This is a genomic window from Bacillus sp. KH172YL63 (assembly GCF_011398925.1).
In the GTDB taxonomy this organism is placed as follows: Bacteria; Bacillota; Bacilli; order Bacillales; family Bacillaceae_B; genus Rossellomorea.
On sequence record NZ_AP022842.1, the window covers coordinates 2,803,527 to 2,817,008 of the forward strand.

General features: G+C 43.8%; 19 protein-coding genes and 2 riboswitches. Of the genes, 4 read left to right on the forward strand and 15 right to left on the reverse strand.

The genetic code is table 11. From position 1 onward, the window contains the following. Window positions 1-9: 9 nt before the first annotated feature. From gcvPB to gcvT, 3 genes are read right to left on the reverse strand one after another with little or no spacing between them, the layout of a single operon-like run. The gene (gene gcvPB, locus KH172YL63_RS14335) at window positions 10-1,476 is read right to left on the reverse strand and encodes an aminomethyl-transferring glycine dehydrogenase subunit GcvPB (RefSeq protein WP_173106745.1); all 1,467 of its coding nucleotides are present in this window, start codon (window positions 1,474-1,476) and stop codon (window positions 10-12) included. Then, window positions 1,469-2,815 (reverse strand): aminomethyl-transferring glycine dehydrogenase subunit GcvPA, encoded by a 1,347-nt coding sequence (gene gcvPA / locus KH172YL63_RS14340; RefSeq protein WP_173106746.1) that lies wholly within the window; start codon window positions 2,813-2,815, stop codon window positions 1,469-1,471. Before gcvPA ends, gcvPB begins: the two co-directional genes overlap by 8 nt. Window positions 2,816-2,831: 16 nt before the next feature. Then, window positions 2,832-3,935, reverse strand: coding sequence for a glycine cleavage system aminomethyltransferase GcvT (gcvT, locus tag KH172YL63_RS14345; RefSeq protein WP_173106747.1), 1,104 nt, complete (start codon window positions 3,933-3,935; stop codon window positions 2,832-2,834). A 93-nt stretch (window positions 3,936-4,028) separates the two neighbouring features. Beyond that, a riboswitch (glycine riboswitch) is annotated at window positions 4,029-4,107 on the reverse strand. Between the two features lie 3 nt (window positions 4,108-4,110). Next, window positions 4,111-4,202, reverse strand: a riboswitch (glycine riboswitch). A 174-nt stretch (window positions 4,203-4,376) separates the two neighbouring features. On the opposite strand from gcvT, the gene KH172YL63_RS14350 reads away from it, so the two are divergent. Together KH172YL63_RS14350 and KH172YL63_RS14355 are read left to right on the forward strand one after the other, a co-directional pair. Next, complete coding sequence (locus KH172YL63_RS14350; RefSeq protein ID WP_173106748.1) at window positions 4,377-6,077, forward strand: DEAD/DEAH box helicase; 1,701 nt, start codon at window positions 4,377-4,379, stop codon at window positions 6,075-6,077. Beyond that, on the forward strand, window positions 6,046-6,837 hold the full coding sequence (locus KH172YL63_RS14355; RefSeq protein WP_173106749.1) for a YqhG family protein: 792 nt from the start codon (window positions 6,046-6,048) through the stop codon (window positions 6,835-6,837). Before KH172YL63_RS14350 ends, KH172YL63_RS14355 begins: the two co-directional genes overlap by 32 nt. Before the next feature lie 72 nt (window positions 6,838-6,909). On the opposite strand, the gene KH172YL63_RS14360 is transcribed toward KH172YL63_RS14355, so the two are convergent. The 10 genes from KH172YL63_RS14360 to KH172YL63_RS14405 form a co-directional block, all read right to left on the reverse strand. Then, a complete protein-coding gene (locus KH172YL63_RS14360; protein ID WP_173106750.1) occupies window positions 6,910-7,089 on the reverse strand; it encodes a YqzE family protein in 180 nt (59 codons plus the stop codon). Between the two features lie 48 nt (window positions 7,090-7,137). Further along, entirely contained in the window at window positions 7,138-7,647 is a 510-nt protein-coding gene (locus KH172YL63_RS14365) for a shikimate kinase (RefSeq protein ID WP_173106751.1), read from the reverse strand. A 3-nt stretch (window positions 7,648-7,650) separates the two neighbouring features. Beyond that, window positions 7,651-8,070 (reverse strand): hypothetical protein, encoded by a 420-nt coding sequence (locus tag KH172YL63_RS14370; protein ID WP_173104251.1) that lies wholly within the window; start codon window positions 8,068-8,070, stop codon window positions 7,651-7,653. Further along, window positions 8,000-8,491, reverse strand: a complete 492-nt coding sequence (comGF, locus tag KH172YL63_RS14375) for a competence type IV pilus minor pilin ComGF (protein ID WP_173106752.1) — start codon at window positions 8,489-8,491, stop codon at window positions 8,000-8,002. The genes KH172YL63_RS14370 and comGF overlap by 71 nt, the downstream gene beginning before the upstream one ends. Beyond that, entirely contained in the window at window positions 8,421-8,744 is a 324-nt protein-coding gene (locus KH172YL63_RS14380) for a type II secretion system protein (RefSeq protein WP_173106753.1), read from the reverse strand. Before KH172YL63_RS14380 ends, comGF begins: the two co-directional genes overlap by 71 nt. After that, on the reverse strand, window positions 8,728-9,168 hold the full coding sequence (comGD, locus tag KH172YL63_RS14385; protein WP_173106754.1) for a competence type IV pilus minor pilin ComGD: 441 nt from the start codon (window positions 9,166-9,168) through the stop codon (window positions 8,728-8,730). Before comGD ends, KH172YL63_RS14380 begins: the two co-directional genes overlap by 17 nt. After that, window positions 9,158-9,463: a competence type IV pilus major pilin ComGC gene (gene comGC / locus KH172YL63_RS14390; RefSeq protein ID WP_173106755.1), complete on the reverse strand. Its 306-nt coding sequence runs from the start codon at window positions 9,461-9,463 to the stop codon at window positions 9,158-9,160. Before comGC ends, comGD begins: the two co-directional genes overlap by 11 nt. A 39-nt stretch (window positions 9,464-9,502) precedes the next feature. Beyond that, window positions 9,503-10,525, reverse strand: a complete 1,023-nt coding sequence (gene comGB / locus KH172YL63_RS14395; RefSeq protein ID WP_173106756.1) for a competence type IV pilus assembly protein ComGB — start codon at window positions 10,523-10,525, stop codon at window positions 9,503-9,505. Then, entirely contained in the window at window positions 10,512-11,177 is a 666-nt protein-coding gene (locus KH172YL63_RS14400) for an ATPase, T2SS/T4P/T4SS family (RefSeq protein ID WP_173106757.1), read from the reverse strand. Before KH172YL63_RS14400 ends, comGB begins: the two co-directional genes overlap by 14 nt. A gap of 269 nt (window positions 11,178-11,446) precedes the next feature. Beyond that, the gene (locus KH172YL63_RS14405) at window positions 11,447-11,719 is read right to left on the reverse strand and encodes a hypothetical protein (protein WP_173106758.1); all 273 of its coding nucleotides are present in this window, start codon (window positions 11,717-11,719) and stop codon (window positions 11,447-11,449) included. 398 nt (window positions 11,720-12,117) lie between these two features. On the opposite strand from KH172YL63_RS14405, the gene KH172YL63_RS14410 reads away from it, so the two are divergent. Continuing rightward, on the forward strand, window positions 12,118-12,360 hold the full coding sequence (locus KH172YL63_RS14410; protein ID WP_173106759.1) for a hypothetical protein: 243 nt from the start codon (window positions 12,118-12,120) through the stop codon (window positions 12,358-12,360). Then, a complete protein-coding gene (locus tag KH172YL63_RS14415; protein WP_173106760.1) occupies window positions 12,323-12,469 on the forward strand; it encodes a hypothetical protein in 147 nt (48 codons plus the stop codon). The genes KH172YL63_RS14410 and KH172YL63_RS14415 overlap by 38 nt, the downstream gene beginning before the upstream one ends. Window positions 12,470-12,476: 7 nt before the next feature. Here the strand turns inward: KH172YL63_RS14415 and KH172YL63_RS14420 are convergent, their stop codons facing one another. Beyond that, the gene (locus KH172YL63_RS14420) at window positions 12,477-12,647 is read right to left on the reverse strand and encodes a hypothetical protein (protein ID WP_173106761.1); all 171 of its coding nucleotides are present in this window, start codon (window positions 12,645-12,647) and stop codon (window positions 12,477-12,479) included. Beyond that, on the reverse strand, window positions 12,619-13,449 hold the full coding sequence (locus KH172YL63_RS14425; RefSeq protein WP_173106762.1) for a GAF domain-containing protein: 831 nt from the start codon (window positions 13,447-13,449) through the stop codon (window positions 12,619-12,621). The genes KH172YL63_RS14420 and KH172YL63_RS14425 overlap by 29 nt, the downstream gene beginning before the upstream one ends. Between the last annotated feature and the right edge of the window lie 33 nt (window positions 13,450-13,482).

Sequence of the window (13,482 nt, forward strand, 5' to 3'; positions counted from 1 at the left end):
TTTACGATTCTATTCGCTTTCCTTCATATAACGAAGGACGGGTTTTCTCGCTGCCAGTGTTTCATCCATACGCTTCACGATTGTTGTGTGAGGCGCTTCCTGCACGATTTCAGGGGTTTCTTCCGCTTCCTTCGCAATCTGGATCATGGCATCGATGAATGAATCAAGTGTTTCTTTTGATTCAGTTTCAGTCGGTTCGATCATCATGCATTCTTCTACATTCAGCGGGAAATATATGGTCGGTGGATGATAGCCGAAATCCAACAGTCGTTTCGCAATATCCAGCGTACGTACACCCAGCTTTTTCTGACGTTTTCCACTGATGACGAATTCATGTTTACAATGACGGTCATACGGCAGATCAAAATAAGGTGCAAGACGGCGCATCATGTAGTTTGCATTAAGGACGGCATTCTCTGTAACGGCTCTCAGTCCATCCGGCCCCATCGTTCTGATATACGTATAGGCACGGACATTGATGCCGAAGTTCCCATAGTACGGTTTCACACGACCGATGGAATCAGGACGGTTATAATCGAATTCAAATTGTTCTCCTTTTTTCACAAGGACCGGTTTAGGAAGGTACTTGATCAAGTCCTCCTTCACGCCTACAGGACCGCTTCCCGGACCGCCGCCCCCGTGAGGACCGGTGAACGTCTTATGAAGATTCAAATGCACGACGTCAAATCCCATATCCCCCGGTCTCGCTTTCGAAAGCACCGCGTTCAGGTTCGCTCCGTCATAATACAGCTTACCGCCTGCTCCATGAATGATGGAAGCCATTTCCAAAATGTTTTCTTCAAATAAGCCAAGCGTATTCGGATTTGTCAGCATCAGGGCAGCTGTATCATCTCCGACTACCCGCTTTAGATCTTCTAAATCAACAAGACCGTTTTCATCTGATTTCACGGTAACCGTTTCAAATCCGGCAACCGTGGCACTTGCAGGATTCGTTCCATGAGCTGAGTCAGGTACGATCACCTTGGTGCGGTGGGTATCCCCATTTGCCTCGTGATAAGCACGGATCATCATAAGACCGGTCCACTCGCCGTGTGCCCCCGCAGCAGGCTGAAGGGTCACTTCATCCATACCCGTGATTTCTTTCAGATGTTCCTGAAGATCATACATCAGTTCCAGGGCACCCTGTACGCTTTCAGCTTCCTGAAGTGGGTTGATGTGGGCAAAACCGTTCAGTCGTGCAACGTTCTCATTCACCTTCGGGTTGTATTTCATCGTACAAGATCCCAATGGATAGAAGCCTGAATCGACCCCGTGATTACGCTTTGACAGGGCCGTATAATGACGCATGATATCAAGCTCGGATACCTCTGGAAGCTCCGGTGCATCTTGTCGGATATAATCAGACGGGATGAGGTCAGACAGTTCCACCTGTGGTACATCCAGTTCCGGCAGGCTGTAACCTGTGCGTCCTTCTTTCGATAATTCAAAAATAAGAGGCTGATCTTGCTTATTCATGACAATCCCCCACTTCCGCTACGAATGCGTCGATTTCTTCTTTGCTGCGAAGTTCTGTAACAGCGACCAGCATATGATGCGATAAGCTGTCATCCATCAAACCTAAATCATAACCACCGATCATTTCTTTAGTAAGAAGCTTTTGATTGATCTCCTTCACCGGTCTATCCACTTTGATGACAAACTCATTGAATGAAGGCCCTTCAAAGGCGATGGTGAATCCTTTAGCTTTAAACGCTTCTTTTGCATAATGGGCCTTTTGGATATTCTGGATGGCCATTTCTTTTACGCCCTGCTTGCCGAGTGCCGTCATTGCAACCGATGCTGCGAGTGCATTCAACGCCTGATTTGAACAAATATTGGACGTCGCCTTGTCACGGCGGATATGCTGTTCACGGGCTTGAAGAGTCAGAACGAAGCCGCGGATTCCGTCTTCATCGACGGTCTGGCCGACAAGTCGCCCAGGCACTTTCCTCATCAGCTTTTTGTTCACGGCAAAATAACCGCAGTGAGGTCCACCGAAGGCACTTGGAATTCCGAACGGCTGGGCATCGCCGATGACGATATCAGCACCTAATTGTCCAGGAGGTGTCAACGCCCCCAGCGCCAATGGATTGGAAGAAACAACGAACATTGCTTTATCGGCATGAACGATTTCCTCAATTGCCTTCAGCTCTTCCACACGCCCGAAAAAGTTAGGGTATTGAACGACGACTGCAGCGATTTCATCACTCATTAAGCTTTTCAATTCTTCTACATCCGTCACACCGTTCACATGGGGAATTTCCACCACATCGATATATTGACCTTTCGCATACGATCTTAATACATCTCTGGACTCCGGGTGTACCGTACTTGAAACGAGGACTTTCTTTCTTCTCGTTTGACCTGCCGAAAGCATAGCTGCCTCCGCAAGGGCCGTTCCTCCGTCGTACATGGATGAATTGGCCACGTCCATGCCGGTCAGCTCACAGATCATCGTCTGGAATTCGAAGATTGCCTGCAGTTCCCCCTGGGAGATTTCCGGCTGGTAAGGTGTATAAGCTGTATAAAATTCTGAACGGGATAATACATGATCGACAATGATCGGCATGTAATGGTCATATACCCCTGCACCCAGGAAGGATGCATGGCTTTTCAAATCAGCGTTCTTTGCGGCCATTTTGGTAAGTTCTTTCACCAACTCCGTCTCGGACTTCGCTTTCTTGATATTATAATCTCCTTTGAAACGCACCTGTTCAGGAATATCCTCAAATAAATCGTGCACGCTTTCCACGCCTATGCTGTCTAACATTTCCCTTTGATCCTGCTCTGTCATCGGTAAATAACGATGCTTCATGACCGTCATTCCTCCCCTATTTCTTTGGTCTTTTGTAAAAAGGTGTTGCGACAACTGCCGCTTTTAACTTTTTGCCCCTGATTTCAACCATCACTTCCGTACCCAATTCAGTGAAATCTTTATTTAAGAGGGCCAATCCCACATTTTTCTTTAAAGTAGGAGATTGTGTACCGGTTGTGACCTCGCCGATCTCTTCTTCACCGGAAAATACTTTATAGCCGTGACGGGGGATGCCCCGGTCGATCATTTCAATCCCAACGAGCTTCCGTGACGCCCCTTCTTCTTTTTGCTGCTTTAATACTTCCTGACCGATAAACGGCACTTCTTTATTCACTTTCACAGCGAATCCGATTCCAGCTTCTATCGGTGTGATCGATTGAGACAGCTCCTGTCCGTACAGGGCAAGATTCGCTTCAAATCGCAATGTATCCCGGGCACCGAGTCCACAAGGAAGGACGCCCTGATCCCCGCCTGCATCCAGGATCACTTTCCATATATGGGCTGCATCCTGTGCATCACAATAAATTTCGAATCCGTCTTCCCCTGTATAACCTGTACGTGAAACAAGGGCCTCCTTGCCATCGATCTCCACTTCTATCTGGAATTTAAAGAAACCGATATCCCCGAGTGAAGTCTTTGTGAGTGTCTGTAATACCTCTTCTGCGAGCGGGCCTTGGAGAGCCAACTGTGCCATTTTTTCAGAAATGTTGTTGACCTCCACATTATCTCCCTGATGCTCTTTCAACCATTGAAAATCTTTATCTATATTTGCTGCATTCACAACAAGTAAGTAATCGTGATCTTTTATTTTATAAACCAGCAAGTCATCGACGGTTCCACCATTTTCGTAGCACATGGCCGTATATTGCGCGCCTCCGTCTTTCACTTTGGAGACATCGTTGGTCATCATTTTTTGTAAGAAGTCCAGCGCCCCTTCGCCTTTCACTTCAATTTCTCCCATATGAGAAACATCGAATAGTCCTGCCCGGGACCTTACCGCTTCATGTTCTTCTTTAATGCTTGAAAATTGCACTGGTAAAGCCCAGCCACCGAAGTCGATGGTCTTCCCTCCATACTCTTTGTAAACATCGTATAAAGGCGTTTGTTTTAACTCTGACATGACTTTTCCCCCTTCATCTTCCTTTCATTCTGGCATAACCACGTTTTCCCCATGAAAAAAAGGACAGAAAAACCCCTTTTAATAAGAAGTTTTCTCTGTCCTTGCACCTGAAAGTTTACCGAAGAACGGCTTTCCCCTTTGGTGGTTTCCTAAGTCGAAACACTCTCCAGAGTTGCGTCCAACAAGAGTCTTTTTGCCTGAGAGATTCACACTGTTACGTGCTTGCTCCTTCGGCGCTGAATGCACAGTCTCTCCCCTTGTCATCATTCGCCAATATTCCTTGAAACAATTGGTCATACTAGAACTATACAGAAGAAATGTTATCACTATGAATGTTCGGATTTTCGATTTTTTCAAACTTTTGAAAATCTATTTTCATCCTACCATTAAATGCGAGATTTGAGCAATCATTTTTATAAGAAATAAGGAGATGTTTTTCTGATGAATGTTGAAGTAATATTTGATGAAGAGTGGGGAGAAGGGCTGGATGATCTGATTGCAAACGACGGTCCTTGGGGGAATTGGGAGCTTTATAAGCTTGCCATCGAATTTGAACAACATCTTGCAATTCCGAACTTTGAAGGGTTGCAGGCTCCGAAACATTTGGCAAATGTCACTCCGCTCCCCCATCAGCTGGAAGCAGCAAAGCAGGTTGTGGAGACGATGAACGGTAAAGCGATCCTTGCAGATGAAGTCGGGTTGGGAAAAACGATTGAAGCGGGACTGATCCTGAAAGAATACATGATCCGGGGTCTCGTGAAGAAGGTATTGATACTCGTTCCCGCCTCCCTGGTGTCTCAGTGGGCGTACGAATTGAACAGTAAATTCTTTATCCCGGCCGTCCCCCAGCGAAAAAGCTATGTATGGGATCAGTGCGATATCGTCGTCTCTTCCATGGACACGGCAAAGCGGAGCCCTCACAGGGAAAAGGTATACGAGCAGGACTATGACCTGGTCATCATTGACGAAGCTCATAAACTCAAGAATCACAAAACAAAAAACTATGAATTTGTGCAAAACCTCAAGAAAAAATTCTGCCTGCTGCTTACGGCCACACCGATCCAGAACCGGGTGGAAGAGATTTTCCACCTTGTTTCTCTGCTGAAGCCAGGACACCTTGGGAACGAATCGGGATTTACAGACAGATATAAAAAGGGCGTCCGGAGCCTAGAGGAAGATGAAAACCTGAAAAGCCTCATTAATAAAGTGATGATCAGAAACAGGCGGGGAGATACGGGCATCGAATGGACGAAACGTCATGTAAAGACAGTCCTGATTGATTTCAACGAAGCTGAGAGAGCGCTCTATAGGGGGATCGATTCCCTGAAAGGAAGATATGATGACTGGTCGAATGCAAGTTCGTTCTCTCTTTTGACTCTTCAAAGGGAAGCATGCAGTTCAAGGGAAGCCGTCTTTTATACGTTAAAGAACATGCTCGAAAAGAAAGAATCCCCTTCTGAAGCGTTCGAACAAACGATAGGCAATCTGATGAAGAAAGTCGAAAATGTGACGTCCAATTCGAAAGCAGAGAAAGCATTGGAAATCATTCAATCCATTGATGATAAAGTCATCATTTTCACAGAGTACCGGGCGACCCAGCTATATTTACAATGGTTCCTTAAGCAGCACGGAATCAGCTCTGTTCCGTTCAGGGGGGGATTCAAACGGGGTAAAAAAGATTGGATGCGGGAGCTCTTCCAAAAGCATGCACAAGTCCTGATTGCAACAGAAGCGGGCGGAGAAGGAATCAACCTCCAATTCTGTCACCACGTCATCAACTTTGACCTTCCATGGAACCCGATGAGGCTCGAACAGCGGATCGGACGGGTTCACCGGCTTGGACAGACAGAGGATGTCCACATTTATAACTTCGCCACCAAGAATACAGTCGAAGAGCATATCCTGAAACTTTTGTACGAAAAAATCAACCTCTTTGAACGGGTGATCGGACAGCTTGATGAGATTTTGACCCGTCTTGACTTCAAAGACTTTGAAGACCATGTGTCCGATATCCTTACTTCATCTCGGTCGGAAGGGGAAATGAAGATAAAAATGGAGAACTTAACGAGCATGATTCAATTCGCTGAGCAGTTAAAGGAGGAAAAATCAAATGCAGCAACACGAAATTCATCAATTTCTTGAAAGATATTTCCTTGCCAACGGGTGCGAGCTTGTGGCGAACGGGAACGGCTATATGACCGTCCAGCTGACAATTGATCTTGATAAAGAGCTGATGAACCGCCCCTTTTACTGGCATTATCTTGAGAAAACCGGGGGCACGCCAAACCCGATGACACTATCCCTTGTGACCAATCCTGAGCATGCACCGGAAGAATTCAAAGGGGAGACCGTCCACTTCGGTTCCCCGCGTCTGCATCAGATCTTTCACTCGACCAGAAATTTAGCCGGGTACATTCGGTTATATGAAAACAGGAGTATGCCCAGTGGTCAACAGACACCCCTTCACCCCTGGCTTGGATTGAACATTAAGATTTCATACCAGTCAAACCGCAAGAAAGATAGCATTCGAAGCGTCGGACTGAACTTGATCAACGGCGTCATCGAAGACAACTTTCATACGTCTTTATTGGGAAGAAACCTGACGCCGAAGATTCCGGACTTTTCATTCACCCTGACACCGATCATTAAACCGAAAAGCGGCATCAACCGCATTCAAATGTCTATATACGAAGAGATCAAAAAGGAACCAGTGGACTGGGCAGAACAGGCAAGAATAACGTGGCAGGAGGATTTACAATTGCTGAATCACTTCTATGGAGATCAGGAAGAAAAACCGGAATCTTATTTTATGGAGAAGCAGGCATTGAAAGAGCAGTATGAACCTAAGATTTCGATTGATATCATCAATGGAGGGATTTTTTATTTGCAACAGTCCCATTGATCTGGATCCGGAGCGGAGAAGAAAACTGCTCCGGACCAAAAAAAGACTGCCCTCAGGCAGCCGGAATCCACACTATTTATGTTTCTTGAACATGATCATGAATGCATAAGGAATGATGCCGAACCATCGGAATAAAAATGGTTCCCGCTCATTCTTCCTTTTTTTCTTCAAGCTTTTACGTTCATGGGGTGATTTCTCATAATGTTGGACAAATGTTTGTGTGATAAATTTAACATAATCATTCACTGACATAAAAGCACCACCTTCCGCTTTTATCAGTGTACCCTCAGGCAGCGGAATTTATTCAGCGCGACCCTTTAGGTTATGCAAAATCGACTGCACAACCTCTTCCACCGTTTGATCTTTCGTCTCAATGTCGAACCCATTACAACTTTCGTACAGGGGAAGGCGACGATTGTAAAGCGACGATAGCCGCTCTTTAGAATTCTTTTGTACAAGTGGACGATTCTCATCCCCCTCAAGTCGTGACCAGAGCACGTCAAATGGACAGGTGAGATGAAACACTTGATGCTTCCCTCTCAGCAGCTGACGGTTCTCTTCACGTTCGACCACCCCGCCGCCGGTTGTGATAATAGCCGGGGTGCCAGACAGCTTCATCAGAGCCTCACTTTCCAAATCCCTGAAATAAGATTCTCCATGATGATTGAAAATCTCCTTGATGGTTGTCCCTTCATTTTCTTCAATATAGCTGTCCATGTCCACGACCGGGAGATTCAACACTTCTCCCAGACGTTTCCCTATGGTCGTCTTTCCCACTCCCATAAATCCGATAAAGTACAACGGTTCCATATTCTACTCCCAACTGATTATGTCTTTTGTTTCCCTATTATACACAACAGTTGCAGGAAGAAAAACCTCTCCTCCCCGTTTGAAGGTCACAACCAGCCGGGTTTCCAGGGGATTCATTCCTTCACTTATCATATCGATTTCACCATATGTGCCCGTCACCTGTTTGGCAGACGGCATCCCACCCTCGATTTCCATCAGTACCGCATGGGACACACTCACCTCTCTTTCCAGAACCCCCTTCATGTTTGTTAAGTATAGGTACTTGCTGATAAAAAGCTCTTTTGCAGCCATTCCTGTCAGGATCACCATCATTAAAAGCACGTAGGTATATGGGAGGATGAAACCTTTTTCGTTACGGGACTGCGCCCTCTGAAAAGTAATATAATGCTGCCTCTGCCTTCTCATCTCCCTCAAACTCCACATCCATATGCACCCCTTTCCGTACGGGTGAGAACTTAAACGCTTTTACAGACTGTAACACGACTTCATGGCCTTTCTGATCTACTCTTCTTCTGACCGAACCCTGATATTTCTCATATGAAATCCTTTTATTGTTGAGCGTGAATGAAATTTTGTCAGATGTGACAAGGACATTCCTTCCTCCCCAAAGCTCGTTCCTTAAACTTTCATTAAATAGATTCCATTCATAATAATGGGGAGGCACCATGTCTTGTTTGATTGTGGAGAAACATTTCATCACCAGGGGAATGCTGATGGAAATCATGATGAATATAGTAAAGCTGATCATCGCCTCGATGAGCGTATATCCCTTGTCATTCATTCTGGGATATACATACTTCTTTCGATTCTTGTCCTTTGCTATATTGTACACACGCTTCTTCATGCACTGCTCCCCTCCACATGAATTCATACCGCACTCCTTTATATGTTCGTGCGTGACCTGTGTATTCCCGACTGACGATTGTACCCTCCACCCCTTCCCTCAAGAACTTCAATGCTTCCACCTCATGCTGCAGCATCTCGAGACGGGCCGCATACTGAATAAGGAAGGGAATGAAAATACCGCTGATCAGGAGAACGCAGCTGAAGGCAACGAGGGATTCAGGAAGGGAAAATCCATTAGAGTTCCTGTACATAAAATCGTCCCTGCCCTATCTGAAACATCAGTTGAAGGATCCCATCCCCAGCTTTAAAGTTCACTTTTCCAAACCGATTGGTATTGCCGTCCGGATAGAACGTGATATCCTCAAGGTTGCTCGACGAAGAGATCTTGATTCCAGCTGAAAGCTGTCTCGTGAGGATCGTTTTCCTCGTCACTTCTCTTGCCACATATTTATTCGAAAGGGGATAAAACGTAAGAATCACCTGTGATTGATGGCGTATACTATAACTTTGGATCTGATAAAGATCTGATTGTAGTTGGGTAAGAAAGAGGTCTTTTGCAACGGAATCTCTCATTGGGACCGCGGAAAAGGTTACCCACCACAGGAGGGTCGAAACCACCAGAAGGACGATCATCATTTCAATCAGCGTGTAGCCTCCTTCCCCCTTAATTCGCACTCACTTTCCCATTCCCGTCTATGGTGATCGCACTTCCATCAGGACAGGCTTTATATTCCTCATTCAAATACCCTTCCTCCACAAGGGTCGCGGTCGTGACAGGAAGCGCATTTCCGTCCATCTTATACGCCTCGATCTGACCTTCGACCATGTGGACAAAAGCCTCGCAGCCCTTACTACTGATGGAATTACTCTGGTTGGTTACATTCGGGATCGTAATGAACAACAGGACAGAGATGACGAGTAAGACGATCATCATTTCGATCAGCGTAAATCCTTTTTCATTTTTGAACATAATAAACCTCCTGATTTGATTACTGAACGACTTTCATGCCTACACTCCCTGCATCATTTGAAAGAGCGGCATCATGATGGAGAAGTAGATGGCCATGATAAATAAACCAACAAATGAGAAAATCAAGGGCTGGATATATTTGAGCAGTGCATTGGTTTTCTCTTCTAATTCCTGAAAACAGATCTCACTGTACAATGAAAGTTCCTCTGCCAGCCTTCCATTTGTCTGGCCGTGAAGGACCACAAAGGACAATTCATTTTGAAAAAAAGGGAGGGATGAGAGACAGTCATTGAACGGCTTTCCTTCTCTCAATTTTTTGATGCATTGAGCTGAAATATATTGCAGTGTGGGTCTGAACGTTTGACTTTCAATGATAAGGAGGGACTCTGTGATCGACACTCCACTTGTGAGTAAAAAGCTCAATTCCTTTGCGAAAAAATGGGAATGACCAAGTTTGAAATAGGTAGAGAGATAAGGGATCATACACAGGGTTCGTGAGACTTTCACAGGGGAAATCCTGTCTTTGAACAGGAGCAGGAATACGCCTGCAGTGAGGATGAAAATAAAACCGATACTCATCATCATCGGAAAGTTTTCAATGAAGTGAAGCAGGTAGGTCAGCTTTGTTGAAGGGGTATAACCAAGGGAAGCATATAGAGATTGAAACCTTGGAAACAGGACTTTTCGCAGCATGACCATCATCATGATTGAAATGATGATGAGCATGAGGGGATATTGAATGACTTGCTGTACTTTTTGCTGATTTTTTCTTTTCTTTATGAGATAAGCCCCTGCTTCCGAGAGGGTCTGGCCCATTTGGCCATGGTGTTCGGCGAAAAAAATCTGGGCGCTGACATGGCTTGGAATCTTCAGTTGCTTATGGATGACGGAAGAAATGGATTCTCCCTTTTGTAATGAGGCAATCATTCTTTTCTTTAATTTTGTTGTGTTCTTTTCCTTGGGAAGGAGAAGAAAATCAATGGCTTCTGAAAAAGTATAGCCCTTCTGGATGAGATCACCCAGTCTTTTCAGGAATTTCCCTTGATCATCACTTTTCTTCATGAACCCATTTCTTATATTCAAGTTCTGAAACAAAGCCCAGTGCCACCCCCTTATTGATCAACATTTGAAGGGACTGATACCGATATTTCCCCGCTTCCCCCTTCGCTTCCTTCAACACTTCTTTCAGGGCACTGCCGGTGATGATTTCATACACGGATGCCCGGTTGGCGTGCTTTCCATGAAGGCACTTCCCTCCGCACTCTGTCTTGCAGAGCGGACAGACCAACTTCAATAAACGCTGAGCGGAAACGGCGAGGAGCGTCTGTTCAATGTCATGCCATTCGATGCCGAACTCCATCAAACGGTAAATCGCCCCTTTCGCATCCCTGGTATGCATAGTAGATATGACGAGATGCCCGGTCAAGCTCGCTCGAATCGCTACTTCCGCCGTCTCCCTGTCCCGGATTTCCCCGACCATGATAATATCTGGATCATGCCTTAATATCGCCTTCAGCCCTGCTGAATAGGTAATCCCCGCCTTTTCATTCACCTGAATTTGCACCATTTCATCGTGCTGTTTTTCTACGGGATCTTCCAATGTGATCACGTTCCGGTTCAGTGCAACGGAACAATGGTGGACAAGGGAATACAATGTCGTCGTCTTTCCGCTACCCGTGGAACATGTTATGTAAATACAATAAAATTCAAACATACTTTCACTATGTCTATGAGGCACGAATATCAATGTGTCTCTTACATTTCATACACTGAAACAAGTTCGGTTCAATCTCTTTATGCTTTTTCAGTTTCCTACAGGTCTGGCAGGACAAGGTTACATGCCGTATTGAATGATCATTAATTTCAACTTCACCCGGATTTCCGGGTCCTTCCTCAACCTCTTCCCACTCACCAACATTATCTTTTATTAAAGCAAACAACATCGTAGAACATATTATCCCAGCAATAAACGAGATCATATCATTATCCCCTTTCACTTAGCACATATTCGATTTCGCCACTATTGAAGCCCTTAATAGGTACGACTCTGTAGGCAGAATATACACAGTGCTCCTGCTGCAGCTTAAACACCAATTCTGGGTCGTTTAAACACTTTTCCACCAGGAGACAAGCGAGAGTGGTCGGTTTCATATTACAAGCTACGGACAACTTATTCAGTTTTGTATTCATCTTGTTAGTCAGTGAAATGTTCACCCTGTTTACTTTCTTATTTCCTAACCCCTTTCCTTCTATCATCAAGACACCCCCTTCCAAATGTCATGACAATTGACAGTGTCAACCGTGTAACAATGTAACAAAAGAGTAGGGTGAAGGGAGGTCATAACCGTAAGGTAATTCCTCCCCCGGATGTCTTAATTACCTCTTTTTTTTGGAGTGTTCTTTGATATTCCCGGTCTACGAGGGTCTTTAAGAATGAGCTCCCATTCCGTTTGGACCCATTAGGAAGCTTTGAAACAAAATCAAATAATTCTTTTTGTTCAGGGTCATCCACATTTAAACACAGAGTTACCTTTTTTATATTAGTCAATTCAACCTCTCCCCTATCATAATTTCTGGTTCACTTGTGAACCACTTGAGATATACTTATGATGATAATAGGTGAAAAATACCAATGTCTTTTGGAGGGAGAAAGAGTGAACTTTAAAATGGAATTACATATAAGAATCGAGGGCACTGGTATACTTAGATTTAATCGATTCAGATGCAGCAGAAATAAATTGCCTGAGCTTGCTTCTAAATGGAAATATCAAGTGTGGAGAGAGCACGGTTGCCGTGAAATGATCGTGGAAAAAATAATGGCTAACAATGAAGAAGATATAAAAGGTGAGGTGAAGGAGTATGAAGAAAACGTGGGAAGAGGTCATCTCCCGTTTTAAGGAAATGGGGTTAGATCCAGACAAAGTTTTTGATGCCGTGTGTACAATTGATGAAATGGCTAAATTATTAAAAGAAGAAGAAATTAAAGTAAAAAACCTCTCAAAATAGAGAGGTTTTAAACTGTAGCGAGCTTTCTTTCAATCTTTTTAGAATTCTTTTCAATTGATTTTCTTTCATTGTCAGCGATTGAAAACCTTTTCAAAAATGAAGAAAACTCTTCTGGAGTAATCTTGTCGTTTAGATATGCAACTCTAGCTTCATCCAGTGTTCTGAACTTTTTCGCCATTTGTCATACCTCCTAATATTATATCTTTACCCATAATATCAAAAATTATTGCTAATTGATTAGAAAATATTTGGAAATAACTTATATCATCAGGTGAGAAGCAATCTGTTTCTGAACCATCAATACTTAATACCGCTAGTGTAAACCCATCAATTTTGATTGGAACACAAAGTAACGAAGAATAACTCTTTGTGGCTTTTGGATGTGGTTTGAAGTCTTTTTCCTTCGTTAAATCCTTACAATAACTATATTCTCCAGAAGAGAAAACATTTCCTGCTATTGATGAATCAATTTTCAATCTTAATTTTTCTTTTCCATTAATACTAAATCCACAACCCTCAAATATCTTTAAATTATCAGGATCATCTGGATCAACTGCAAATACCGCACATCTATGCCTGATGTTTTTCATACTTTTCAAAGTTAGGGGAATTTGTTCGATAATCATATCAGTTACTTTCCGACCTCTACTTATCAGTAGTGTTTTATCACTCAACCCCGAAAGTTTATGTAACTCGGGAATCTCTTTGTTGACCTGATCCATGAGTGTCATTATTTGTGATTTTTGTTTTGAATCAGCCATGGTCTTTTCCAAATCTAATTTATATTCTTTAATCAATTCTGAACCGGGAGCTTTATACATTTTATATATTTTTACTGCCCAGTACAAAATAATGATTGCTCCTATCAAGTACAAAGAAAAAAGAAAGAATTTCGGATTAAGATTTATTACTTGATTTGAAAGAGATTCATCAAACTTCTTAAAGGTCTTTGTTTCTGTAAGTACAGTTAGGTAAAGCATGTAACCACCCCTATATATCAACTAACATTTGTA

Coding starts and splice junctions, on each gene's coding strand:
- gcvPB (WP_173106745.1), bottom strand. CDS start 1,476: ATGAATAAGCAAGATCAGCCTCTTATTTTTGAATTATCGAAAGAAGGA.
- gcvPA (WP_173106746.1), bottom strand. CDS start 2,815: ATGAAGCATCGTTATTTACCGATGACAGAGCAGGATCAAAGGGAAATG.
- gcvT (WP_173106747.1), bottom strand. CDS start 3,935: ATGTCAGAGTTAAAACAAACGCCTTTATACGATGTTTACAAAGAGTAT.
- KH172YL63_RS14350 (WP_173106748.1), top strand. CDS start 4,377: ATGAATGTTGAAGTAATATTTGATGAAGAGTGGGGAGAAGGGCTGGAT.
- KH172YL63_RS14355 (WP_173106749.1), top strand. CDS start 6,046: ATGCAGCAACACGAAATTCATCAATTTCTTGAAAGATATTTCCTTGCC.
- KH172YL63_RS14360 (WP_173106750.1), bottom strand. CDS start 7,089: ATGTCAGTGAATGATTATGTTAAATTTATCACACAAACATTTGTCCAA.
- KH172YL63_RS14365 (WP_173106751.1), bottom strand. CDS start 7,647: ATGGAACCGTTGTACTTTATCGGATTTATGGGAGTGGGAAAGACGACC.
- KH172YL63_RS14370 (WP_173104251.1), bottom strand. CDS start 8,070: ATGTGGAGTTTGAGGGAGATGAGAAGGCAGAGGCAGCATTATATTACT.
- comGF (WP_173106752.1), bottom strand. CDS start 8,491: ATGAAGAAGCGTGTGTACAATATAGCAAAGGACAAGAATCGAAAGAAG.
- KH172YL63_RS14380 (WP_173106753.1), bottom strand. CDS start 8,744: ATGTACAGGAACTCTAATGGATTTTCCCTTCCTGAATCCCTCGTTGCC.
- comGC (WP_173106755.1), bottom strand. CDS start 9,463: ATGTTCAAAAATGAAAAAGGATTTACGCTGATCGAAATGATGATCGTC.
- comGB (WP_173106756.1), bottom strand. CDS start 10,525: ATGAAGAAAAGTGATGATCAAGGGAAATTCCTGAAAAGACTGGGTGAT.
- KH172YL63_RS14400 (WP_173106757.1), bottom strand. CDS start 11,177: ATGTTTGAATTTTATTGTATTTACATAACATGTTCCACGGGTAGCGGA.
- KH172YL63_RS14405 (WP_173106758.1), bottom strand. CDS start 11,719: ATGATAGAAGGAAAGGGGTTAGGAAATAAGAAAGTAAACAGGGTGAAC.
- KH172YL63_RS14415 (WP_173106760.1), top strand. CDS start 12,323: ATGAAGAAAACGTGGGAAGAGGTCATCTCCCGTTTTAAGGAAATGGGG.
- KH172YL63_RS14420 (WP_173106761.1), bottom strand. CDS start 12,647: ATGGCGAAAAAGTTCAGAACACTGGATGAAGCTAGAGTTGCATATCTA.
- KH172YL63_RS14425 (WP_173106762.1), bottom strand. CDS start 13,449: ATGCTTTACCTAACTGTACTTACAGAAACAAAGACCTTTAAGAAGTTT.